Source organism: Rhodococcus sp. 06-235-1A (genome assembly GCF_002258785.1).
Taxonomy (GTDB): domain Bacteria; phylum Actinomycetota; class Actinomycetes; order Mycobacteriales; family Mycobacteriaceae; genus Rhodococcoides.
In genome coordinates, this window is sequence record NZ_NOYI01000007.1 from 1 (window position 1) to 22378 (window position 22378).

General features: G+C 63.6%; 24 protein-coding genes. 13 read left to right on the plus strand and 11 right to left on the minus strand.

Annotated elements, in window-relative coordinates:
• From CH275_RS29100 to CH275_RS04455, 3 genes are all read left to right on the plus strand, one after another.
• On the plus strand, positions 1 to 103 hold a 103-nt coding region (locus CH275_RS29100), incomplete at its 5' end, for a biotin/lipoyl-containing protein (RefSeq protein WP_143546678.1).
• Between the two features lie 66 nt (positions 104 to 169).
• Complete coding sequence (locus tag CH275_RS04450; RefSeq protein WP_094675608.1) at positions 170 to 586, plus strand: DUF1707 SHOCT-like domain-containing protein; 417 nt, start codon at positions 170 to 172, stop codon at positions 584 to 586.
• A complete protein-coding gene (locus CH275_RS04455; RefSeq protein WP_094675610.1) occupies positions 583 to 1269 on the plus strand; it encodes a haloacid dehalogenase type II in 687 nt (228 codons plus the stop codon). Before CH275_RS04450 ends, CH275_RS04455 begins: the two co-directional genes overlap by 4 nt.
• Before the next feature lie 13 nt (positions 1270 to 1282).
• Here the strand turns inward: CH275_RS04455 and CH275_RS04460 are convergent, their stop codons facing one another.
• The 3 genes from CH275_RS04460 to CH275_RS04470 form a co-directional block, all read right to left on the minus strand.
• The gene (locus CH275_RS04460; RefSeq protein WP_256990852.1) at positions 1283 to 1801 is read right to left on the minus strand and encodes an AAA family ATPase; all 519 of its coding nucleotides are present in this window, start codon (positions 1799 to 1801) and stop codon (positions 1283 to 1285) included.
• 121 nt (positions 1802 to 1922) lie between these two features.
• Positions 1923 to 2750: a hypothetical protein gene (locus CH275_RS04465; protein WP_094675612.1), complete on the minus strand. Its 828-nt coding sequence runs from the start codon at positions 2748 to 2750 to the stop codon at positions 1923 to 1925.
• A 249-nt stretch (positions 2751 to 2999) separates the two neighbouring features.
• Positions 3000 to 3356, minus strand: coding sequence for a VOC family protein (locus CH275_RS04470; RefSeq protein ID WP_143546679.1), 357 nt, complete (start codon positions 3354 to 3356; stop codon positions 3000 to 3002).
• Positions 3357 to 3614: 258 nt separating this feature from the next.
• On the opposite strand from CH275_RS04470, the gene CH275_RS04475 reads away from it, so the two are divergent.
• Entirely contained in the window at positions 3615 to 4121 is a 507-nt protein-coding gene (locus CH275_RS04475; RefSeq protein ID WP_094675614.1) for an alpha/beta fold hydrolase, read from the plus strand.
• 55 nt (positions 4122 to 4176) lie between these two features.
• Here the strand turns inward: CH275_RS04475 and CH275_RS04480 are convergent, their stop codons facing one another.
• Complete coding sequence (locus CH275_RS04480) at positions 4177 to 4710, minus strand: nucleotidyltransferase family protein (RefSeq protein WP_094675616.1); 534 nt, start codon at positions 4708 to 4710, stop codon at positions 4177 to 4179.
• 177 nt (positions 4711 to 4887) lie between these two features.
• On the opposite strand from CH275_RS04480, the gene uraD (CH275_RS04485) reads away from it, so the two are divergent.
• The 4 genes from uraD (CH275_RS04485) to pucL are packed head-to-tail and all read left to right on the plus strand — an operon-like array spanning position 4888 to position 8551.
• Entirely contained in the window at positions 4888 to 6792 is a 1905-nt protein-coding gene (gene uraD / locus CH275_RS04485) for a 2-oxo-4-hydroxy-4-carboxy-5-ureidoimidazoline decarboxylase (RefSeq protein WP_094675618.1), read from the plus strand.
• 10 nt (positions 6793 to 6802) lie between these two features.
• Positions 6803 to 7306: a 2-oxo-4-hydroxy-4-carboxy-5-ureidoimidazoline decarboxylase gene (uraD, locus tag CH275_RS04490; RefSeq protein WP_032376866.1), complete on the plus strand. Its 504-nt coding sequence runs from the start codon at positions 6803 to 6805 to the stop codon at positions 7304 to 7306.
• Positions 7303 to 7629, plus strand: coding sequence for a hydroxyisourate hydrolase (uraH, locus tag CH275_RS04495; RefSeq protein ID WP_094675620.1), 327 nt, complete (start codon positions 7303 to 7305; stop codon positions 7627 to 7629). Before uraD (CH275_RS04490) ends, uraH begins: the two co-directional genes overlap by 4 nt.
• Position 7630: 1 nt before the next feature.
• A complete protein-coding gene (gene pucL / locus CH275_RS04500; protein WP_094675622.1) occupies positions 7631 to 8551 on the plus strand; it encodes a factor-independent urate hydroxylase in 921 nt (306 codons plus the stop codon).
• A gap of 10 nt (positions 8552 to 8561) precedes the next feature.
• Here pucL and CH275_RS04505 read toward each other — a convergent pair whose 3' ends face one another.
• Positions 8562 to 9194: a DUF2461 domain-containing protein gene (locus CH275_RS04505; RefSeq protein ID WP_094675624.1), complete on the minus strand. Its 633-nt coding sequence runs from the start codon at positions 9192 to 9194 to the stop codon at positions 8562 to 8564.
• A 9-nt stretch (positions 9195 to 9203) separates the two neighbouring features.
• Positions 9204 to 10817: a PucR family transcriptional regulator gene (locus tag CH275_RS04510; RefSeq protein WP_256990853.1), complete on the minus strand. Its 1614-nt coding sequence runs from the start codon at positions 10815 to 10817 to the stop codon at positions 9204 to 9206.
• 157 nt (positions 10818 to 10974) lie between these two features.
• Here CH275_RS04510 and CH275_RS04515 point away from each other — a divergent pair, with 157 nt between their 5' ends.
• The gene (locus tag CH275_RS04515) at positions 10975 to 11787 is read left to right on the plus strand and encodes an FAD binding domain-containing protein (protein ID WP_094675626.1); all 813 of its coding nucleotides are present in this window, start codon (positions 10975 to 10977) and stop codon (positions 11785 to 11787) included.
• Positions 11784 to 14498 carry a molybdopterin-dependent oxidoreductase gene (locus CH275_RS04520; RefSeq protein WP_094675628.1) on the plus strand — a complete coding sequence of 905 codons (2715 nt, stop codon included), beginning with the start codon at positions 11784 to 11786 and terminating at the stop codon, positions 14496 to 14498. Before CH275_RS04515 ends, CH275_RS04520 begins: the two co-directional genes overlap by 4 nt.
• Here the strand turns inward: CH275_RS04520 and CH275_RS04525 are convergent.
• The 3 genes from CH275_RS04525 to CH275_RS04535 all read right to left on the minus strand — a co-directional run bounded on the left by CH275_RS04525 (position 14470) and on the right by CH275_RS04535 (position 16899).
• On the minus strand, positions 14470 to 14907 hold the full coding sequence (locus CH275_RS04525) for an Lrp/AsnC family transcriptional regulator (protein WP_032376860.1): 438 nt from the start codon (positions 14905 to 14907) through the stop codon (positions 14470 to 14472). The two genes, CH275_RS04520 and CH275_RS04525, sit on opposite strands and share 29 nt — an antisense overlap.
• A 97-nt stretch (positions 14908 to 15004) precedes the next feature.
• A complete protein-coding gene (locus tag CH275_RS04530; RefSeq protein WP_094675630.1) occupies positions 15005 to 15715 on the minus strand; it encodes a CPBP family intramembrane glutamic endopeptidase in 711 nt (236 codons plus the stop codon).
• Entirely contained in the window at positions 15715 to 16899 is a 1185-nt protein-coding gene (locus tag CH275_RS04535) for an NAD(P)H-binding protein (RefSeq protein WP_094675632.1), read from the minus strand. Before CH275_RS04535 ends, CH275_RS04530 begins: the two co-directional genes overlap by 1 nt.
• 54 nt (positions 16900 to 16953) lie before the next feature.
• Here CH275_RS04535 and CH275_RS04540 point away from each other — a divergent pair, with 54 nt between their 5' ends.
• Positions 16954 to 17556, plus strand: coding sequence for a ribulose 1,5-bisphosphate carboxylase large subunit (locus tag CH275_RS04540; protein ID WP_094675634.1), 603 nt, complete (start codon positions 16954 to 16956; stop codon positions 17554 to 17556).
• A 3-nt stretch (positions 17557 to 17559) separates the two neighbouring features.
• Here CH275_RS04540 and CH275_RS04545 read toward each other — a convergent pair whose 3' ends face one another.
• A complete protein-coding gene (locus CH275_RS04545) occupies positions 17560 to 18678 on the minus strand; it encodes an acyl-CoA dehydrogenase family protein (protein ID WP_094675636.1) in 1119 nt (372 codons plus the stop codon).
• A gap of 376 nt (positions 18679 to 19054) precedes the next feature.
• Here CH275_RS04545 and CH275_RS04550 point away from each other — a divergent pair, with 376 nt between their 5' ends.
• Positions 19055 to 20284 (plus strand): aminotransferase class I/II-fold pyridoxal phosphate-dependent enzyme, encoded by a 1230-nt coding sequence (locus CH275_RS04550; protein WP_094675784.1) that lies wholly within the window; start codon positions 19055 to 19057, stop codon positions 20282 to 20284.
• Positions 20281 to 21846, plus strand: coding sequence for an NAD-dependent epimerase/dehydratase family protein (locus CH275_RS04555; protein ID WP_094675638.1), 1566 nt, complete (start codon positions 20281 to 20283; stop codon positions 21844 to 21846). Before CH275_RS04550 ends, CH275_RS04555 begins: the two co-directional genes overlap by 4 nt.
• Here the strand turns inward: CH275_RS04555 and CH275_RS04560 are convergent.
• On the minus strand, positions 21830 to 22351 hold the full coding sequence (locus CH275_RS04560; RefSeq protein WP_094675786.1) for a J-domain-containing protein: 522 nt from the start codon (positions 22349 to 22351) through the stop codon (positions 21830 to 21832). The two genes, CH275_RS04555 and CH275_RS04560, sit on opposite strands and share 17 nt — an antisense overlap.
• Positions 22352 to 22378: the final 27 nt, after the last annotated feature.

Genomic DNA, 22378 nt, shown 5'->3' on the forward strand with positions numbered 1-22378 from the left:
GGAAAACCCCGTCACCGCCCACAAAGCAGGCACCGTCACCGGCCTGACCGTCACCGCAGGCGACGCCATCACCCAAGGCACCGTCCTCACCGAAATCAAATGACGACATATCGGTAGCGACGCGAAATTCGGCACTGTTCCATGGCGCGGATAGCGTTACCCTGTAGCAATGTCCGAGCTTCCGGAAATTCGTATCGGCACTGTCGATCGGGAAAAGGCACTGGAGGCGCTGAGCCTGCACTTCAGCGAGGGTCGTCTCACCGTTCCCGAATTCGACGAGCGCAGTGCCACCATCGCTTCCGCTACGACGCGCGGGGAGCTCGACAGGGTATTCGTCGACCTCCCCGCTGCGTCGGCTGCGCCTCAGACCCCTGATCGACTGGAGAAGTCACCCGCACCGACCGAGCCCGCCTCCGGAATCGATTGGCGTGCAGTGGTGATGCCGCTGGTCATCTTCGGTTCACTCGCCTTGTTCTTCCTCACCGATTTCGACCAGAAGTGGCTCTTCTTCCTCCTCATCCCCGTGGCCGGTGCTCTCCTGTCTGCAAGCGGACATTCCAAGGGCAAGAAGACGAAAAATCGTTGAAGGCACTCCTGTTCGACGTCTTCGGTACTGTCGTCGACTGGCGTACCAGCATCGCCCGTGAAGTTCGGTCCCTCGGTGTTCCCGGGGTCGACGGTCACGCCTTCGCCGACCGCTGGCGCAGCATGTATCAACCGGCGATGGACGAGGTCAGATCCGGTCGAAGGCCCTTCACCCGGCTCGACGTGTTGCATCTGGAATCTCTTCGAGTCGTACTGTCGGAGTTCGACGTTCGGCTGGCCGAGGATAGTATTACCGCGCTGAATCAGGCGTGGCATCGATTGGATCCCTGGCCGGATTCGGTCCCCGGACTCAACCGGCTGCGCACCGAATTCATCATCGCCCCGCTCTCGAACGGGAATATCTCGCTGCTGCTCGGCATGGCCAAGAACGCCGGACTGCCGTGGGATGCAATCCTCGGCGCAGAACCGGTACAGGCGTACAAGCCCACCCCTGAGGCCTATCTGCGGACCGCGGACATTCTGGGTCTGGAGCCGAGCGAATGCATGATGGTGGCCGCGCACAACAGCGATCTCGTGGCGGCAGCCGACTGCGGGTTCGCGACGGCGTTCGTCGCCCGTCCGCTCGAACACGGGCCCAGCCAGACCGCGGACCTCGTTGCGGAGTCGGACTGGACCTACAGCGTCGACTCGATCGAGTCTCTGGCATCAGAACTGGGCTGCTGACCGCACTCGGCGCTCAGTGACCCGCCAGAGGAATCAGCTGGTGCGCAATCCATGCGTCCACGTCCCGGTGCGACCGGAAGCGAACAATCGTCAGCTCTGGGCGGTCCACACTCAGTCGCTGCACCCGCTCGGAAGTCGACCGATAGGTGTTCCATGCCCATCGGATGATGTGCTCACGGTCGAGGACGATGCGGTGCAGTGGCGGCTCGGTGTTCCCGTTCCACAGCTCACGCCTACCGAACCTGCGGCGTAGCGTCCGAATTGTCACCTGCCGCATGACTGTTCGACGCGGTAGGTCGAGCCACAGGAACAGCTCGGCTCGAGCCGCGAGACGGTCTCGGACGATGCTGTATTGCCACTCGGTGACCCACGACTCGCCCGCGACGAATTCGTCGACATCACGCTCGAAGGTCGGACGCGGCGTCCAGTTCGGGCCGTGGAACAGGCTGTCGATCTCGACGTGTTCGATATCGAGCAAACACCCGAGGCGAGCGGCCAGCGTTGTCTTGCCGGAACCGGACGTCCCAGCCACGACAATCCTCGAGGGGCGTCGGGACACCGCATCGTTCGGTCCGAGAATCACGGAGACGACGGTAGCGAATTGTGAGCACCGATGCGGTGTCGAGCGTGCTGTACCCGACTGGTTTCTCCCTCTAGGGTTGGGCACCCAGCGCCACGATCGCTTCCGCCATGTGGTTCACGAACTCTCGACGCGACGACTCGGGCAGCCGGTCGAGTGAGAGGTACGGGTTCAGGTCTTCGAGCTCGACCAAGAGCAGAGCTCCGTCGACGGTGCGGCATGCGTCCACCCGGGTGATCCCGTGTTCGATGTCGTTCCAGTCGACGAATAGTTGCGCGAACACTTCGTCCTCAGCAGTAGTCGAGTACGGCTCCAGGTCCCAGCGTCGGCCAGGGTCAGGAGCGTACAGGGAGTATTGCAATGTGCGGCCGATGAAGTAGAACGACACTTCGTACACGAAATCGATTCGCGGCTGAATGAGATTGTGCTGCTCTACTTCCGACAGTTCGGCGCGCCGGATGTTTCGCATACCGATCGAGTCGGCGCCCCATTTCGGTTTCACCACATAGGTATCGACTTCGGGTAGACACGAGACGTCCCGCGGGCTGTCGACGGTAGGGATAACTGGAAAACCATCTGCAAAGAGATCGACCAGGTACTGCTTGCCTCTCTGGTCGCCTTTGCCGGTGAGCTGGGTGAAGACCCTCGCGTCGTTCTCGCGCGCATGGCGAGTGAACGCGTCGAATGCATCCTGGTACCCCAGCACAGGCCCGGAGTTCCGAACAACGACAACATCGAAGGCGTCCATCAGCGCACGCGCTTCGAGCGGGTGACACAGCGCAATGTCGACCCACTCGCGGAGCTGCGACGACAGAAAGATGTCCTCGTCGCAGTAGCGTCGGCCACTCGACAGATACGCCAAGTCGGTGACGAAGAGAACGCGTGGACGGGGTGCACACATCGGGCAAATCCTACCGGGCTCGAGACGAGACGATGTTCGATTGCGCGCCATCGGATAGGCCTGCGGTGTCGGCTCGCATCCCACCGGGGCCCGGTTTCACTCGAACCTCGATCTCGAAGTTGGCGTCGACCACCATCTGCGCAGCGGCGTCGGGGTCCAGTCGTCAGGCGTACGAGACGTAATGGCCGGCTGGCATAGTTCTACGCAACGGTGTCGCCGGCAGTCCTCGTCATCGAAACATGCTGCTGCTCAGCAACAACCGCTACGGTACCGGCTCACCCGGGGGGTCAGATACGAGTGGGTCAGCATCTCGAAGAAGTGTCCGGTGGGGTCACGAAAATACACCCCACGGCCACCGTGGCCGGTGTTGACGGTGCCGGGTTCGGTCATCCGAGGGTCGGCCCAGTGTTCGAAATGCGTAGTGCTGGAACTGAATGTCATCGAAGGGGGCTCGGCGAATTGAACGAGAGTGCCGTCGGTGAGCTGCACGTTGACGAACGGCCCCCACGACGGCGCCTCTGGCAGAGCGAACAGCTCGCGAAAGAACGCCGCAGAGTCGGAACTGTTCTTCGCAATGACGGTGGTGTGATCGAACGAAATGGACATGCGCTGCCTCCTGGGCAGTACGACGCCTCCATGTCTGACGCAGTCCGTCATCGACACGCGACGCTGAGCCGGATGGTTCCATGCACGCCTGTTCGACGTCAACCCCCTCGTGCGCGTTTTGCGTACCTCTGACTACGCAAAACGCGCACGACACATGTGTGTGTGGCGACCGGTGAATTCACCGGCGAGCACCGGTCTTCTTCGGTGACAGCATTGCCGAGGATTCGGTGACAGCGTTACCGAAGAGAGGAACCCAGGATGGTCGGTCGACTGCTGTTCGTTCACGGTGCCGGCGGATTCGTCGACGACGCACCGCTGGCGAACGGGCTTGCGCAGGCTCTGCACCTCGACCTGCACATGCCCGAACTGCCCGACAGCGCCATGGGTTTCGAGGACTGGGCCGAACCGGTTCGGCAGCACCTGGACCGGCTCGGACCGGAGGACTCGGTGATTGCGCATTCCTTCGGCGCGTCGATCCTCGTCAGAGTCTTGGCAGAATGCCGCAGGAAACGGCCTCAGCGGGCCGCTCTACTGGCGATGCCGGACTGGACTCCGCGTGGGTGGGACGTCGCCGTCTACGCGTTCACCGACCCGGAGCCCGAGACCGATCTGACACTCGTTCACTGTCGGGACGACGACGTCGTTCCTATTTCTCACCTGGCGCTGAACTCTGCTGCTCTCCCGTCTGCGACGGCGGTCGAATACCCGACGGGTGGTCACCAATTCGACGGCAGGATCGCGGCACTCGTCGCTGCCTGGGCGTAGCACCCCCTCGTGCGCGTTTTGCGTAGTCAGAGGTACGCAAAACGCGCACGACCGGTTACTGGTAATCGTGGTCGATTCCCGTTGCCCAGTGCGAACATTCGACGGCAATCACATCGTCTCGTCCGCGGAGGAAGTCCCGGGCACCGAAGTCGCCCGACGCCGATGCCACGGCTGCGTCGACATGTCGACGCGCCAGGACCACAGGATGACCGGGGCGACCGTCGAACACGGCTCTGGCGAGACCGGTCTCCTTCGCTGCGGCGAGCACTGCCTGCACCACCTCGGGTCCGACGTCCGGGGTGTCGACCACATGCACCACCGCGTACTCCGCGTCCGACGCCGCCGCCAGACCGGCAGCGAAGGATGCGCTCATGCCCTGCTGCCAGTCGGGCGTGTGCACCGCGATCGCACAGTCAGGTACGGGCGTGTCTGCGGCACCGAGCACCACGACCACGCGATCACAGCCGCCGTCGCGCAGTGCCCGCACCGCCGTTCGAAGCCACAGCCCGTCGTGAGCGAGTACTTTCGGCGATCCGTACCGCGTTCCGGCACCCGCGGCCAGCAGCACCCCGACGGCGAAGTCCGACACCCTCGCTCCTTTCGTTGTTCGGTCGAGTCTTGGACGTTCGCACAACGTCCACGTCGAGTACGTCCGAAATTTTGTGCCTGCTCGACTAGCGAGGATAGGCGCGATGACCGATTCTTAGTGCACTTCTCCTGCAGCGTCGCAGGATCCTGCCCTGTTGCTTCCGCGAGGAGCCCACCCATGTCCGTTCAGCCCACCAGACGCAAACGCGTCCATCCCGTCGACGAAGTTCTCCCTGTTCCGAAACTTGCCGCCTACGGGTTCCAACACGTCGTGGCGTTCTACGCCGGCGCTGTGCTGGTGCCGATCATCATCGGCAGTGCGATCGGACTGACCAACGAACAGCTCATCCACCTGATCAATGCGGACCTGTTCACCTGCGGTATCGCATCGATCATTCAATCGGTCGGGTTCTGGAAGATCGGTGTCAGACTCCCGCTGCTACAGGGGGTGACGTTCGCCGGTGTATCGCCGGTGATCGCGATCGCGCTGGCCAACGGCGGCGGCACCGAGGGGTTGCTGTACGTCTACGGTGCCGTCATTGTCGCCGGACTCGTCACCTTCTTCATGGCTCCGTACTTCAGCAAGCTGTTGCGCTTCTTCCCGCCCGTCGTGACCGGTACCGTCATCACGATCATCGGTGTCGCGCTGCTCCCGGTGGCCGTCAACGATGCGGTGACCAATCCCGCTACGCACGAGCAGGATCCGACGAACGGCCGGTGGATGGCGTACGCGATCGGCACGCTGCTGATCATCGTGCTGATCCAACGTTTCTTCAAGGGCTTCATGGCCACCATCGCGGTGCTGCTCGGCCTGGTGATCGGTAGTGCTGTCGCATTCGTACTGGGGGACATGAACTTCGACGGCACCTCGGAAGCATCGTGGGTCGGTTTTACCCAGCCCTTCTTGTTCGGTGTGCCCAAATTCAGTGTCATTGCCATCATTTCGATGATCGTCGTCATGCTGATCATCGCCGTCGAGACCACCGGCAGTGTGTATGCGACGGGTGAGATCGTCGGCAAGCGCATCAAGAAAGACGACATCGCAGCGACTCTGCGCGCGGACGGAGTGGCCACCGTAATCGGCGGTACGTTCAACTCGTTCCCGTACACGGCTTTCTCGGAGAACGTCGGCCTGGTGCGCCTGACCGGTGTGCGCAGCCGCTGGGTGGTGGCCACGGCAGGCGGCATCATGATTCTGCTGGGCTTGCTACCCAAAACGGCAGCCGTCGTGGCATCCATCCCGGCGCCGGTGCTCGGCGGAGCCGCACTCGCCCTGTTCGCGACCGTCGCCGTGGTCGGAATCCAGACCCTGTCGAAGGTGGACTTCACCGATCACCGCAACCTGATCATCGTCGCCACGAGCCTCGGGCTCGCGATGCTCGTGACCATTCAACCGTCGGTCTCCGAGGGCGTGCCGGATTGGCTGGAAATGTTGTTCGGCAGCGGCATCGTCCTGGGCGCGGTCTCCGCGATCGTGCTCAACGTGTTGTTCTTCCACATCGGCAGCCGCGGTCAGGCCGTTGCGGGCGGTCCGGGTAAGGGCATCACCCTCGACAAGGTCAACGAGATGTCCGCCGAGGACTTCGCTGCCACGTTCGGCGGCTTGGTGCAGGGCACTCCGTGGGTTGTCGAGCGCGCCTACCAGCAGCGGCCTTTCGCCGATGCTCACGGTCTGCGGGAGGCCTTCCAGGAGGCACTGTTGGCCGGCACAACCGAGGAACAGATCGAGCTGATCAACAGCTACCCCGATCTCGGCAGCGAGGACGCCACCGGCACCCTCAATGCCGCAGATCACGTCGGCCTGTCCAACCTGGAAGAGGACGAGCACGACAACATCGTCCAACTTGCCGCCGAATACCGCGAACACTTCGGCTTCCCGCTTGTGATCTGCGCGCGGGAGACCGAACGCTACGATCGAGTCCTGGCCAACGGTTGGTCCCGCGTCGAGAATGCGCCGTCGGCAGAGCGGTCGTTCGCGATGATCGAGATAGCCAAGATCGCGAACTACCGATTCGACGATCTCGTGGCCGATGCCAACCCGATCGCGGCCGCGCGGTTCGGTCGCATCAACGACTTCAGATAGCGAGCGCGAGTTGCTACACGAATGGATAGGGCTCGACGGGTTCAATCGGCTCAGTGATCGGCAGGCGATGCACGCGCTCTACGAGTGCTGCGCGTCGTCGATCTGGGCCCGTCGAGTAGCCCAAGGCCGACCGTTCGACAGTCGAGATCTACTGTTGGACAGGGCAGATCGAGTGCTCGCCGAGCTACCCGAGGCCGAGATCGACCACGCACTCGACGGTCATCCCCGCATCGGTGGAAAGGCCGACAACCCGTCGTCGAAGCGCGAGCAGGCCGCGGTGACGACTGCAGGCACCGAGGTGCGCGAGAAGCTGGCGGCGGGCAACAGAACGTACGAGGACAAGTTCGGGCACGTCTACCTGGTGTGCGCCACCGGCAGGTCCGCGGAGGACCTGCTCGCTATCCTCGAGGAGAGGCTCGACAACGATGCCGAAACCGAGAGACGGGTGCTCCGCGTGGAACTGGCCAAGATCAATCGAATTCGCCTCGGCCGCATGCTGGGTCCGGAGCAGTGACCGGCCTGTCCACACACGTGCTCGACGCCACCTCGGGGACACCGGCGGTAGGGATGCGGGTTCGGTTGTTCCACCCCGAGAAGGGCGAGATCTCCACCGCGACCACCGATGGAGACGGACGCATCGGCGAGGTCGTTCCCGGGCCGATGGATCAGGGTATCTACCGTCTCTCGTTCGACACGGGCGACTATTTCGAGGCAACGGCGACACCCAATTTCTACCCGGAGGTGTCCATCTCGTTCACCGTGACCGATCCCGATGCCCACTATCACGTCCCATTGCTGTTGTCCCCCTTTGCTTATTCGACCTATCGCGGGAGCTGACATGACCGACCTGACCGGCAAGATCGTCCTCGGATCCAATCAGTACGGCAAAGCGGAGAACCGTGTGGTGCGGATCTATCGGGACTCGCCTCGGCACGAGATCCACGACATCAACGTCTCGAGCGCGCTACGCGGCGACTTCTCCCCCGCGCATCTGGTGGGCGATCAGTCCAATGTTCTTCCCACCGACACCCAGAAGCAGACCGCCTACGCGTACGCCAAGACCAAGGGCCTACTGCACCTGGAGAGTTACGGCCTCGATCTGGCTCGCCACTATGTCGACGACGTCGAGCCGGTCGAGGGTGCCCGCATCGAACTCGAGGAGTACGCCTGGGCTCGCGCGGTGATCGACGGCGTCGAACACGACCACACATGGACGCGCAAGGGCGAGGAGATCCGAACGGCGGCGGTCACTATCGAGGGCAAGGGCGATGCGCAGCAGACGTGGGTGATCAGCGGCTTCAAGGAGCTGGTGATTCTCAAGTCCACGGGGTCGGAGTTCCACGGCTTTCTCGAGGACGACCTGACGATTCTCGAGCCCACCACCGACCGGGTGATGGCGACGTCGCTGACGGCACAGTGGCGGTACACCACCACCGATGTCGAGTGGGACGACGTGTACGCGGGCGTGAAGGCGACGATGATCGAGCGATTCGCGAATCTACAGTCGCTGGCCCTCCAGCAGACTCTGTACGCCATGGGCGAGGCGGTGCTGGAGAAGTACCCGTTCATCGCCGAGATCTCGATGTCGGCACCGAACAAGCATCACTTCGTCTACGACCTGGGCAAGTTCGGCATCGAGAACAACCTGGAGGTGTTCAACGCGGACGATCGCCCGTACGGTCTGATTCAGGCAACGGTCGAACGCGAGGACGCTCCGGACGCCGGAAATGCCTGGCGCACATACTCCGTCGTCGGATAGAGCGCTGTGCTCACGAGTGCAGAGCCGCAGACCACTCCACCAACGGGGTCAGGGCACGCCAGGCGTCGCGCACCTTCGTCGCGGCCTTGGGTGTCTCCAGCCACGCTGGTGAGCCGAAATGCTTACCGGCGGTGAGCGACTTGTGGCGCAGAAGGTCGATCCGTGGGTGATCGAGCTCGTATCCCCGCGGCTTGGTCTTGAGCTTGTCGCCGCCGATCTCGTAGCCGGCCTTCGTCAGCGTCGCCAGTATCCGTTCGAGCTCGGCCCCGCGCACGTCGTCGTCGACGGTGTTGCGGTAGCGGGCAATGCCGTCGGTCGAGGAGTTGTAGAAGCCGCCGGCGACGAACAACCCGGCGGGATCGATCTGCACGTAGTAACCGAGACTGTCACCGCGAGCGACGAAGCCGCCCTGATGGGTCTTGTACGGTGTCTTGTCCTTGGAGAATCGAACATCACGGTACGGGCGGAAGACCTTGGCACTACCGAACTCCGATTCGAGGTTCGCGAGCAACGCTGTCATCGGTCCCTTGACCGCGTTGTCGTAGACATCCTTGTGTTCGTTCCACCAGAGCTTGCTGTTGTCGGCTTCGAGGTCCTCGTAGAAGTCCAGGGCAGCGAAAGGTATTCCGGTGAAGCCAGTCATCGTTCGATCCTATGCCGCTCCCGTGGCCGACGAACGAGGGATCGACTGCAACGCGAGATACACGTCCAGTCTGTCTGCCGTGGAACCCAGATCACGGCCGAGCAACTCCTCGACCCTCTTGATTCGGTACCGGACGGTGTTGAGGTGAACATGCAACGACTCCGCGGTTCGGTTCCACGATCCACCGGTGGCGAGAAACTCACGAAGGGTGTCGGTCAGGCCTGCGTCGGTACGCCGGTCGTACTCGAGCAGAGGAGCAAGAACATGTTCGACGAACGACCGACGCACCTCGTCCGGTAACGCCGAGAGCATCGACACCGCCGAGGTCAGCTGCGCACCCGCGGTAACCGTCACCGGGCCGGTCCCCTGCCTGCTCACTTCGAGTGCGTGACGGGCAGATCGAAGCGCGCCGTCGACGGTGATACCGGTTGCTTCCGAGCTGACGCCCACGAGCAGACGGCTGTGTCCGATTCCGGAACCCAAGCGGCTCAATCGAGTTCGCAGGGTCTGCGCGAAGTTCGGATCGTCGGTGTTCACGATCGCGACGATGTCGCCGTGCGAGCTGCACCCGACGCAGCCACCTCCGAACGAGGTCAGCGTGTCGCTGAGAACGGTGCGCAGCATCTCGCGCAGGTCGATCCGACCGCTGTGGACGACCCGTACGACGACGAGCGAGCGATCCGGGTCGACACCTGCCTGACGCAACCGTGTGAGTGCTTCGGGCCTGGTGCTGTCGGCTTCGATCAACGCCACTGCCTGGTCGGCGATCTCGCGCCGGACCAGCCGTCCCTCTTCGCGTCGAGCACGATCGAGGGCGGCGATGGCAGCGAGTTGCCCGAACGCGTCGGAGATGGCAGGTCGGAACGTCGCCAGGTCACCCGCCACCGCGAGGAACCACCGTGTGGTCCGCTGCGCGAGCGACGGTCCCACGCCGAAGATGCTGTAGGTTCCGCCGTCGCTGAGAGTGGTTGTCGTGGGCAGTCTTTCGGAGGACAGTGCGGAGTGCGTCAACGTGTCGACGTCGGCGTCGGTGAACGCCGAGACCTCGGCCACCAGCCGACGTCCGGTCGCCGTGAATATCAGACACGCCATTCCGGTTTCCCTGGAGGTGTGCAGCGCCAGCTCGTCGAGCGCCCTGCCGTCCGCGATCGCGGTGAGCAGCTGACGTTGCCGCACGAGCGCTGTATTCAGCGAGGCGATTCGGTCACCGGTGACGCGGCCGACGAGAAACTCGGTCACCTCGCCGAACGAGACGGTCTCGGGTACCGCGAGCAGAGGGAGTCCGTGCCGCTCGCAGGCATCGATCAGGTCGGGAGGAACGTGGCCCAGCAATCCTTCCCCGGCAGCAAGCGCCGAGGCCCCGGATTCGGCGACGGCCTGGACGAACACTTCGCTGTCGGCGGGCGCTCGATGCCACACGAGTCCGGTGATGACCAGTTCGCCGCCGGCGATGTAGCGCGACGGGTCGGGCAGATCTGTCGTGTACGTCCACTTCAAGGTGCGGCCGATCGCGTCCGCGTCGGAAGTGAGCAGTCGAATGCCGAGCTGCGTGGCGTCGAGCAAGTCCTTGACCTGCACTGCTGTTCCTCCCCCGGCCCGGAGCCAGCTGAGCGAGTCGGACACAGCTGAGCGTGTACGAAGAAACAGTATGTGTGGGTTGTTTCCGCCGAGTTTCGGGCGTATCGCCGAACGACCGAAGATCGGTAACAGATACTCATTACAGTTCGAGACGACACATTGGGTGGCGGATCTGCCGGCGAGGACGAGGTGAGCGAAAGCCATGGATCTCGGTACTGTCGACGACATACTCGTTCCTGGCTCCCGCGCGGACCTACCGCCCGGACGCGCGGACACCGCCGTGCTCGCGGGCGGTACCTGGCTGTTCTCGGAGAGGCAGGATCACCTCGGCACTCTCGTCGACATCACTGCCTTGGGCTGGGAACCGTTGACCGTCACCGAGACCGGCCTCGAGATCGCCGCGACGTGCACCATAGAGGCTCTCGCGCGCTACACCTCGCCGTGGCCTGCCACCGTGCTGTTTTCCCGCTGTGCTGCAGCGTTGTTGGCCTCGTTCAAGATATGGAAGACCGCGACGGTCGGTGGCAACATCGCACTGGCCCTCCCCGCCGGTGCGATGATCTCGTTGACCGCAGCCCTCGACGGCGTCGGGCTGGTGTGGTCGAGCGAGGGCCCCGAGCACGACTACCGCATCGCGATCGCAGATCTGGTCACCGGGCCGCATGCCAACGCCCTACGGCCGGGAGATGTACTGCGAAGCATCGAGATTCCGTTGCACGCGCTCGAGGCGAGGACGGCGATGCGCAAGCTCGCACTGTCGCCACTCGGCCGCTCGGCCGCGGTGGTGATCGGCCGAGTCGACACCGGCGGCGAATTCGTCCTGACGGTCAGTGCGTCCACCGTCCGTCCGTTCGTTCTACGCTTTCCGGCTCTGCCGACAGCGCGCGAACTCGACGACGCGCTCGCCGAGACCATCGACCCCCAGCACTGGTACGACGACCCCCACGGCGCACCGGACTGGCGTCGACACATCAGTTGTGGTGCAGCGCAGCAGATTCGCGAGGAGTTGTCATGATATTCGACATCAACGGTGTACCGACCGAAGTCTCTCCCCGCCCGGGTCAGTGCCTGCGCACAATGCTGCGTGAGCACGAACATTTCGAGGTGAAGAAAGGCTGCGACGCGGGCGATTGCGGCGCATGTTCGGTGCTCGTCGACGGTGAACCGGTGCATTCGTGCATATTCCCCGCGTTCCGGGCGGCCAACCGATCCGTCACCACCGTCGCGGGGCTCGGTACACCGGACGACCTCCATCCGATGCAGCGTCGGTTCGTCGAGGCCGCCGGGTTCCAGTGCGGATTCTGCACCGCGGGAATGGTCGTCACCGCTTCGACACTGACCGAGGAGGATCTGGACGAGCTTCCCGAGCGGCTGAAGGGAAACCTGTGCCGCTGCACCGGGTATCGCGCCGTATCCGACGCCGTCTGCGGCGTGGTCAACACCGAGAAGTCCGTCGACGGTCCGGCGTGCGGACGGTCCCTCGCGGCACCCGCCAGTACGCGCATCGTCACCGGAACCGAGCCCTACACACTCGACCACGCCCCTCCGGGGTTGCTGCACGCCAGTGTGCTCGGAAGTCCACACGCGCACGCACGCATCGTCTCCATCGATACCACCGCGGCCGAGCAGGTTCCCGGGGTGCAGCTGGTGCTCACCGCGAAAGACAGCCCGGCAACCGCATTCTCGACGGCTCGCCACGATCGCCGCGTCGACGATCCGGACGACACCCACGTGCTGGACACCGTCGTGCGCTTCATCGGCCAGCGGGTGGCCGTCGTGGTCGCAGATTCGGTCGCGGCTGCGCAGGAGGGGTGCCGCGCATTGATCGTCGAGTACGACGTGCTGCCCGCAGTGTTCGATCCCGAGTCCTCACTCGCACCCGGCGCACCGAAGATTCACGGCGACAAGGACGCGTCGGCCCGGATCGCCGATCCGTCTCGCAATCTGGTGGCCGAGTTGCACGGCAGTACCGGCGATGTCGACGCAGCTGTCCGCGACGCGGTGGCGGTGGTCACCGGTCGGTGGACGACGCAGCGAGTTCAACACGTACACCTGGAGACGCACGGCACCATCGGGTGGTTGGACGAGAACGGGAAGCTGAATCTGCGCACCAGCACACAGGTTCCGTTCTTGGTGCGCGACGAGATCTGCGAGATCTTCGGATTGCCTCGAGATCGGGTTCGCGTGTTCACCGCTCGAGTCGGCGGCGGCTTCGGTGGCAAGCAGGAGTTGCTCACCGAGGACGTGGTGGCACTGGCAGTGCTCCGCACCGGTAGACCCGTGCAGTTCGAATTCACGCGGACCGACGAGTTCACCGTCTCACCGTGCCGTCACCCGTTTCGGGTCGACGTCACCGCTGCCGCGGGTGCCGACGGTCTACTGACCGCCCTGTCGATCGATGTGCTCACCGATGCCGGTGCCTACGGCAACCACAGTGCCGGTGTGATGTTCCACGGGTGCGGCGAATCCGTGGCGATCTACCGGTGCGCCAACAAGCGGGTCGACGCGAAAACCGTGTACACCAACAACATTCCGTCCGGAGCCTTCCGCGGCTACGGACTGGGACAGGTGATGTTCGCGATCGAATCGGCGATGGACGATCTCGCGCGCGAGATCGACGTCGATCCGTTCGAGTTTCGCCGACGTAATGTGATCGTCCCCGGCGACGACATCGTCGCTGCCCACCTCGAGGAAGACGACCTGCAGTTCGGCAGCTACGGCCTCGATCAGTGCATCGATCTCGCGGAGGCCGCGCTGCGACGGGGTAACGGTGAACATGCCCCGGCGGGGTGGAAAGTCGGCGAAGGGATGGCGGTGGCGATGATCGCCACCATTCCGCCACGCGGACACCGCGCCGAGACATCGGTGGTCTTGCTCCCGGAGGGTCGATACGAGATCCGCGTCGGGACAGCGGAATTCGGAAACGGCACCACCACCGTGCACACCCAGATCGCAGCCAGCGAGCTGTGCACCTCGGTCGAGCGAATTCTCGTCGATCAGTCCGACACCGACTCCACCACCTACGACACGGGCGCGTTCGGTTCGGCAGGCACCGTGGTGGCAGGCAAAGCGCTCTATGCAGCTGTTCGAGCGATGTCTGCCCGCATCCTGAACCTCGCCGCGACCGCGACAGGACACCGGTATTCGGACTGCACACTGGGGCCGGAGGGCGTGCGGTGCGGAGATCGATTCGTCACCCTCGACGAGATACTGGAACGGGCGGGGGGCTTCCTGGTCACCGAGGGGAACAGCGGCGGGCTACCGCGTTCTCTGGCGTTCAACGTGCAGGCATTTCGGGTGGCGGTACACGAGGACACCGGCACCGTGAAGATTCTGCATTCGGTGCAGAGCGCGGACGCAGGGACCGTGATGAACCCGCAGCAGTGCCGCGGGCAGGTGGAAGGCGGCGTCGCTCAAGCGATCGGAAGCGCGCTGTACGAGGAAATTCGCACCGACGGTGCCGGTCTGGTCACCACCGATTCGATCCGCAGCTATCACGTCCCGCAGTTGGCAGACATTCCTCGTACGGAGGTCCTGTTCGCCGACACGTACGACCGGTTGGGCCCGTTCGGCGCGAAGTCGATGAGCGAGTCGCCGTACAACCCGGTCGCTCCCGCGTTGGCGAACGCCATCCACGACGCCGTGGGGGCCAGACTCTACGACCTGCCGATGTCCTCGGACCGCGTCTGGCGGGCAGTCAGCGGTCGTAGAACGTCTGCAGAATGATCGTGCTGCGGGTCTGGACGTTGGCAGTGGCTCGGATCTCCTGCAGCAGACGCTCCAGCGCCCGCGGCGACTCGACTCGCACCAACAACACGTAGCTTTCCTCGCCGGCAACCGAATGACACGACTCGATGGCCGACAGATGCTTCAATCTCGCTGGAGCGTCGTCCGGTTGAGCCGGATCGATCGGAGTGATGGCGACGAACGCCGACAGCGGCCGGCCCAGGGCCTCCGGGTCCACCTGCGCCGTGTACCCACGGATCACGCGCCGTGACTCGAGCCGCCTGACTCTGGATTGAACGGCGGAAACGGACAGGGAAGCTTTCTCCGCCAGCGTCGCCAGAGTGGCGCGGCCGTCGGACACAAGCTCGTCGATGATCAAGCGATCGACGCGATCGAGATTTTCACTCACTTGCGCAATCTAGCCCAGATCCGAGAAGAATCAGCGCGCAGGACCGATTCTGCTGATCGAATCGGTGTTTTCGCCTCTTTCCGTTCGGACACCGGTGTCATACGAACAGAGGGGGCAAGGCGAGAACCATGACCGCCGACCAACTGACGTGCGTCAGGATCGGAGCCAGAATTCCGCCGGATGCGCGCCGCTGCAGACCCATCACGTACCCCAGCAGCACGGCGGCGAAGCCGAGCATCGGATTACCCGAGGCGAGGGTGGCGATCGCGTAGATGACGGTCGAGATGATCACCGGGTTCTTGACGCCGATCGCCGAGTACAGCGCTCCGCGGAAGAAGATCTCCTCTGCGACACCATTGAGCAGCGCGATGAACACGATGAGCACCAGTGAGCCGACTCTGGCGTGCGCGAGCACGTTCTCGGTGAAGTCGGCCAGCGGCGGAATCTGTCGAACGACGAGACCGCCGAGCATGAACACCCCACCGACGGCGAGACCGATCAGGATGGGAGTGACGATCGGCCTTCGGATCGACCCGCCGACCACGATGCGTCCCAGATGCAACGGACCCGAGAGCAGTCCGCCCACCGTCCACACCGCCGCCAGCACCAGGGTCAGTGCGTAGAACGACGGATCCCCCGGCTCGGCCTTGAGCGAGAAGTAGAGCACCGTGGCCCCGAGCACCAAGGTGATCACCACGACGATCCGCCGCTTGCGGAATGCGGCGTCGGATTCTCGGTGATCGCGTTCGACAGGATCGACCAGAGCGGACTTCATCACGTTCAGCGCGGTCGTCGACCACGTTCCCATCACGCCTCCTCGGTATCGGTCAGGCGACGCACGGCCGACGACACTCGTCGATTCACACCGGCCACCACGTCGAGGTTGGTACGCACCGCTGCCGCAACGGGCTTCGAGGACAGCAGCCGACGCCCACCGAGGGCTTCGATCAGGCCCCAGGTCCGGTCCGAGGACGCCGCAACACCGCGACGCCTGATCCCCAGCGCATCCCCGCCGCTCCATGCTGCATCGGTGTTCGCGAGCCGAAGCGGATCCTTCAACGCGCACACACCGGGAGGCTCGCCCACCATCCCCCGGACACTACGGGCCATCGCGTCTGCGATGGTGGTCAGACCGCGCGGAGGGTCGGGAACGAGCTCACGTATGCGGCTCTCGGACGTCGTCATCGTGTTGTGCAGCGACCCCACCAGATCCTCGGCGAGTCCGGCAGGAACCGGAATGATCTTCCCGATCACCTTGCCTGCGAGCGAGGTCGGCACGAACGGCACCGGGACTCCGACCCGCTGGAGACCGGCAGCTTCGACATAGGCGAACACCAGATCTCGATAGGGCACCACGTCCGGCCCGCCGATGTCGTACGAACCCGCCGGGACCGTCTCGGTGTCGGCGGACGCCAACAGATAGTGCAGCACGTCGTCGACGGCGATCGGCTGCACGGGCTCGGCGAGCCAACTCGGCAGTGGTAGCACCGGTAGGCGGTCGGCGAGGTAGCGCAACATCTCGTACGACGTCGAACCGGCTCCCATGACGATGGCTGCGCGCAGCCAGACCAACTCGACGCCGTCGACCGTCAGAGCCTCACCCACGTCCGCGCGACTGGCCAGATGCTCGGACAGGTGGTCGTCATCGGGCACGAACCCGCCGAGATACACGATTCGCCGCACGCCCGCTCGAGCAGCCGCCGCGGCGAACTGCTCGGCCGAGGCGCGGTCCTGCGCCCGGTAATCCGATTCGCCGATGGCGTGCACGAGGTAGTAGGCCACGTCGACATCGCCCGATCGGGCGAATGCGTCGGCACAGGATCGTTCGTCGGTCACGTCGAGCGCAACTGCCGTGACGGACTCGTAGAAGTCGAACGTCCGCAGGTTGTCGGGCCTCCGAGAGCCGACGACGACGTCCGCGTCCTCGGCCAGCAGAGCTGCCACCAGTCGCGATCCGATATACCCGCTGGCACCGGTGACGAGGGCTCTCATGCGTCGAGGCTAACGGCAGTCGGGGCGTTGCGTCGGTGTGGCATTGTCGCTCCTATGGCTCTGGTGTTGGCAGGTGTGGTTCTCCCCGATCCTCTCGGTACCGAAACGGTGCTCCGGCGCGGAGTAGCGGTGGCGCGGGCGGGTGCAGGCTGGATGCTCACCACGACCGCTTTCGCGCTTACCCTGCCCGGCCGAATCGAAGCGTTGTTGACACGGATTGAGACGTTGATGACACGCATCGACCACGTGATCGATTCTGCCGATGCGGTGGTCGCCAGCGTGCAGCGGACGACCGGCGCCGCCGACGAGGTGGTCGCGTCGGCGTCGGTCGCCTCCCACACTGCGCTCGAACTGATCGAAATGTTCGATCCCATCGCCAAGAAGTCCGAACCCATGGCTCGTAAGTTCGTCGACAATCTCTCCGAGGAAGAGGTCGACGCCGCCATCGCCATGGTCGATCAGCTACCCGGCCTCCTCGATCACATGGAAGCTCTGCTCCCCATTCTCGCCACCCTCGACACGGTGTCGCCCGAGATTCACGAGCTGCTCGGAGTCACCAAAGATGTCCGACGCGCGGTCATCGGCATCCCCGGGTTCAAGTTCTTCCGAAACCGAGGCGAGGACAAGCTGGCCGAAGACGAGCGAACCGAAGACTGAGCACTACTTGACGAAGGCGAAATCTTCACCTGCGTGGAAGCGGGCCAGGGTCTCCGAAATGGATCGCCGTGATGGCGGATGAAACGCGAAGGCATGCAATGCCGCTGCGACGTAAGCAATTTCGGGTGACTTGATGAAGCCGATCCCGCCGAGCGATTCGATCGCAGCCGAACTACTACGGACCAGGGCGTCGCGTATCGCGATGCGGTTGAACAACAACTTCACCGAGATGTCCTGTCCGCGTTCACCTTCGTCGAAGGCGCGGGCCACGTTCTCGATGGCCGCCATGGACGCCTCGAGTTCGGCCGCCGCCCGAACGTAGCCCTCGTAGTCGCCCTTGTCCTGCTCGATCATCCGCTCGAGCAGGGAGGTCGCTGCACCGATGTAGTTGGCGGAGATCAACATGCCGAACCAGAGGTAACCGGTCATCTCGTGCACGCCATCGGGATCGTCGTCCTTGTTGGGCAGGACCAGGCTCGCAGGCACCTCGACGTCTTCGAGCAGGACTTCTTCGCTTTGCGCGCCGGCCAGAATGTCGGTGGTCCAGAACGGCTTCACACTCATACCCGGGAGGCTGGCAGGAATCAGAGCGACGGCCCGGTCACCGGAGTCGATTTCGACACTGCAGGTCAGCAAATCCATCGAACGAGCAAGGCTGCACGGCTTCTTGCTTCCGTTGACGATGTAGTTGTCGCCCTTCTTCACGGCTGTCATCGTCGGAATGAACACACTCCCGCCGGTGACGCCCTCGGAAAATCCGGATGCAACGATCGCCTTTTGTTCGACCAGCCCCTTGATCAACGCGCGGTCGTCCTCGGTGGCACCGCGAGCGAACTCCGTCAGCGAGGCGAGCGAGAGATGGTGCATCGTGGTTCCCGCCCCGAGAGAGGGCGAACGAGAACCGATTGCCCTCTGCGCCCTGACGGCGTCGATGGCCGGAGCACCGAGACCGCCCAGTTCGACCGGAACCACCAGACCGGTGCCGCCGAATTCCCGAAATTTGTCGATCGCGTCCGACTCGCGTGACTCGAGCTGCTCCAGCGGGGTCGTGTCCAGATAGTGCAACAAACCCGGCATGTACTTCTCCAGGGTTTCCCTTTCACGCACCATTAATCCAGTCACAGTTCATCTCCTTGTGTCACTAATCGATTGTGTGCCACTAATTGATTGCGGCGACGACCATTTGTACCATCACCTGATCGCGACAAATCGGTCGACGATCTCTATATACAGCGGTGGAGCGGGTGAATTCGCGCTGACCGTCGACAATACCCCGTGACCTGCGCAGATAAACTAAAGATATCGTAAAATCTTCGCGACGAAAGATACTCGAATCATTTTTTCGGCTCGATTTACCGACTAATTTCCGTTGCGGCAGCGTCTTTCGAAACATCGAATATTCTTTCGCCGAATAGCAATCGATCTCGCTACCTGCTCCGAATCAACGTATGAATTCGCGACAATCCACAATCAACTCTGTGAGGAGTTCTGGTACACGATGGTTGTCAACAGATTGATGAAACGACTCGGCGGCGACGAGAGGGTGGACCTGCTGCGCGCGGTTCGAGAAGCCGATGTGGTCCCGTACTTCCGCAGAATGGAATCGGCAGTCGCGCCTGTCGTTCGCGTCGAGGGCGAAGACAAGATCATGCTCGGTTCCAACAACTATCTCGGGATCGCCGATCACCCGAAAGTCGTCGAGGGGGCCCAGAACGCGCTGAACACATTCGGCAGCGCCGTCACCGGAAGTCGTCTGCTCAACGGGACCATGGATCTCCACCTCGAACTCGAGCACGAAATCGCCCAGTGGCACGGAACCGACGACGCACTCGTCTTCACCACGGGCTACCAAACGAATCTCGGAACGATCAGTGCGATAGTCGGCCCAGGGGACACGATAATCGTGGATTCGGCAGCACACGCATCGATCCGCGACGGCAGTACTCTCTCGGGCGCGTCGGTGGTCAAGTTCAAGCACAACGACATGGCCGATCTCGAAGCCAAACTCCAGCAGCCCGTCGTCGACGACGGGGCCGTTCTGGTCATCGTCGACGGCCTGTATTCGATGGAGGGCGACCTCGCACCGCTCGACACCGTATCCGAGCTGTGTATCCGCTATCACGCAGCGCTGATGGTCGACGAGGCCCACAGCCTCGGCATCTACGGGCCCGAACTCACCGGAGCCGCCGAACTGTTCGGCATCACCAAGGACGTCGACGTCACGATGGCATCGCTGTCCAAGAGCCCCAGCTCCACCGGTGGTTTCGTCACCGGATCGAGTGACTTGATCGACACGCTCCGGGTCAAGGCCCGGGCCTTCCTGTTCACGACCTCCGGCGTGCCTGCTGCGGTGGGTGCCGCGTTGGCTTCGGTCCGCCTGATCCGTAGCGACGAAGGTAAGGACCGGGCTCGGCGAGTACTCGAGAATGCCGAGATCTTGCGCGGCGGACTGCAATCGGCTGGGCTCGACGTCGCTGGCCGCTCCGCGACCCCGCACGGCGATACGGCCGCGCCCATCGTCTCACTCCACATCGGCGACGACCTCGTGGCCATGAGTCTGTGGAAGAACCTTTACGACCGTGGCATCTTCACCAGTGCTGCATTGCATCCCGCCGTGCCGAAGTCCGGTGCCATACTTCGCCTGTGCGTGATGGCAACGCACACCGATCAACAACTGTCGACTGCCACGGAACAGATCATCGAAGCCGTGGCAGGGCTGCCCGAATGAGTGAGCACGTCCGCGGTTTGCGTATCGCGGTCACCGGAGCCACCAGTGACTTCGCGGCCGCGATACTTCCCAGGCTGTTCGAGGATCCCGAGGTGGACGCGGTCATCGGGATAGCCCGTCGCCCAGCCCGAATCACGCACCCGAAGTTCACCTCGCTCCGCTCGGACATTCGCTCTCCCGACCTCGAGGAGACGTTTGCCGGATGCGACGTCGTGCTGCACTTGGCGTTCGTGGTCGAGGAGCTCAAAGACAAGGCCGAAACCCACGACATCAACCTGCGCGGCTCACGCAACGTCATCGATTCGGCCTATCGAGCGGGCGTCGCGCGAGTGGTGATCGCGTCGAGCATCAACGCATACGGTGCCGACATCGCTCCGGAGCCGCTCACCGAGAACAGTTATCCTGCAGGCGATCCCAATCGCTACTACTTCTACGACAAAGCCGAGGTCGAACATTACGCGGAGTGGTGGCTCCGTAGGCACCCCGGCGAGATGACCATCTCCATGTTGCGGTGCACCTACATCGTCGGACCCGACTTCGCCAACGACGGGATCGACCAGTTCACCGGCCCGGTCGGTGCATTTCCTGAGGCGGATCGGGCGTCGTATCAATTCCTGCACCAGGACGACATGGCCGACGCCTTCCACCGCGCGGCCAAGACCGACCTCATCGGCCCGTACAACCTGGGTCCGGTGGACTGGGTCGGTGTGCGCGAACTCGCTGCGATGCAGGGGCAGTTGATGTTCGACGTTCCGCAGAAAGCTGCAACGCATGTTGCGAACGTGGCGTTCCGACTGGGGCTCACCCCGTTCTCCGGCCAGTGGGTCACACCAGGGGAACCCATCGTCGATTCCTCGGCTCTCGGCCGCGCCACCGGCTGGGCACCGACGCTCACGGCACACGAGAGCGCGGCGATGATGATTCTGTTGCAAGGCAAGTCGCTGTTGCGACGTGGCGACGCCCCGGCCCGCGGCATCGCGTGCGAAGCGGCGCTGCGCCCGGCATCGGAGGCTGTTGCGCTGAGCCGCGCAGATGTCGCAGCACTGCAGGTGGAACATCGACAGCTCGATACCGGCCATGGAAGCGTGCACGTCGAGATACATCGACCATCCGTCGGATCCGGACGGTCGGTGGTGCTCGTCGCCGACGCGGGTCTGCATGCGCGCTATCTCACGTCGCTGGCCTCGGACATCGCTTCCGGGGGCGTCGATGCTGTCGTGCTCGATCTACCCGGACACGGCTTGAGCACCGGTCCGCGCGGTCGATCGTCGGCAGAGCAGACCACCGAGGCTGTGGATGCGGCACTTCGATTCGCACGAGTCGAACTCGATACCGCGCCCATCACCGTACGCAGCGGAACCCGTCACGCAGCGGATACTCTGCTCGGCGGAATTCTCAGGCGGGCCACCGGCTGGAAGACGATGGAAGAACCGGCACGCTCCGACGGGCTGCTGCCGTCGAGAATTCGGGTCGACGGAACATCCGGCATCCCGTTCGTGTCGACAGCCGCCGATGCGCTGGCCCTGTGTACGACCACAACGGGTCTCAGCGCCGCCAGGTGAATGTTCGACGCACGCGCGTCCACCACGATCGTCGAGAGGTATCGGAGTCTGCCGCAGGGGGCTCGACCGACTGCGAGCGATGCTCACGCTCCAGTCGGTCCACCTCGGCTCGGTTGGTTCGCCACTTCTCCAGCCACATCTCGACGTCGACGGGCCCCAACGGAACGATCGGGGGCGTCGGGAACCGAATCCAGTCGACGATGCGAGCGTTCAACTCGTCCAGGACATCTCGTGCCGAGTCCTCGCGCCGAATACCGATCAGTGTGGACGGCAACCGCTCGATCTCCTTGCGCAACTGCAGCGCAGTGGGCAACAACGCGTCGGCCGGCAGATTCTCCCGTTTCAGGTAGCCGCGCACCCACCACAGCTCGTCCCGAGGATCCCCCAGCGGGATCGGCTTGCCTGCCCCCTCGAGCCCATCGAAGGCACCCTCGTCCTGGGCCTGACGGATTTGCTTGTCCACCCAGGACTCGAACGTGACTCCTGGCTTCTTGCGTTCGGTCACCCCATCGACTGTAGATCCGATGCCGCG

Coding starts and splice junctions, on each gene's coding strand:
- CH275_RS04515 (WP_094675626.1), top strand. CDS start 10,975: ATGGATCTCGGTACTGTCGACGACATACTCGTTCCTGGCTCCCGCGCG.
- CH275_RS04475 (WP_094675614.1), top strand. CDS start 3,615: ATGGTCGGTCGACTGCTGTTCGTTCACGGTGCCGGCGGATTCGTCGAC.
- CH275_RS04450 (WP_094675608.1), top strand. CDS start 170: ATGTCCGAGCTTCCGGAAATTCGTATCGGCACTGTCGATCGGGAAAAG.
- CH275_RS04505 (WP_094675624.1), bottom strand. CDS start 9,194: ATGACTGGCTTCACCGGAATACCTTTCGCTGCCCTGGACTTCTACGAG.
- CH275_RS04555 (WP_094675638.1), top strand. CDS start 20,281: ATGAGTGAGCACGTCCGCGGTTTGCGTATCGCGGTCACCGGAGCCACC.
- CH275_RS04550 (WP_094675784.1), top strand. CDS start 19,055: ATGGTTGTCAACAGATTGATGAAACGACTCGGCGGCGACGAGAGGGTG.
- CH275_RS04520 (WP_094675628.1), top strand. CDS start 11,784: ATGATATTCGACATCAACGGTGTACCGACCGAAGTCTCTCCCCGCCCG.
- CH275_RS04470 (WP_143546679.1), bottom strand. CDS start 3,356: ATGTCCATTTCGTTCGATCACACCACCGTCATTGCGAAGAACAGTTCC.
- pucL (WP_094675622.1), top strand. CDS start 7,631: ATGACCGACCTGACCGGCAAGATCGTCCTCGGATCCAATCAGTACGGC.
- CH275_RS04540 (WP_094675634.1), top strand. CDS start 16,954: ATGGCTCTGGTGTTGGCAGGTGTGGTTCTCCCCGATCCTCTCGGTACC.
- CH275_RS04465 (WP_094675612.1), bottom strand. CDS start 2,750: ATGTGTGCACCCCGTCCACGCGTTCTCTTCGTCACCGACTTGGCGTAT.
- uraD (WP_094675618.1), top strand. CDS start 4,888: ATGTCCGTTCAGCCCACCAGACGCAAACGCGTCCATCCCGTCGACGAA.
- CH275_RS04530 (WP_094675630.1), bottom strand. CDS start 15,715: ATGGGAACGTGGTCGACGACCGCGCTGAACGTGATGAAGTCCGCTCTG.
- CH275_RS04535 (WP_094675632.1), bottom strand. CDS start 16,899: ATGAGAGCCCTCGTCACCGGTGCCAGCGGGTATATCGGATCGCGACTG.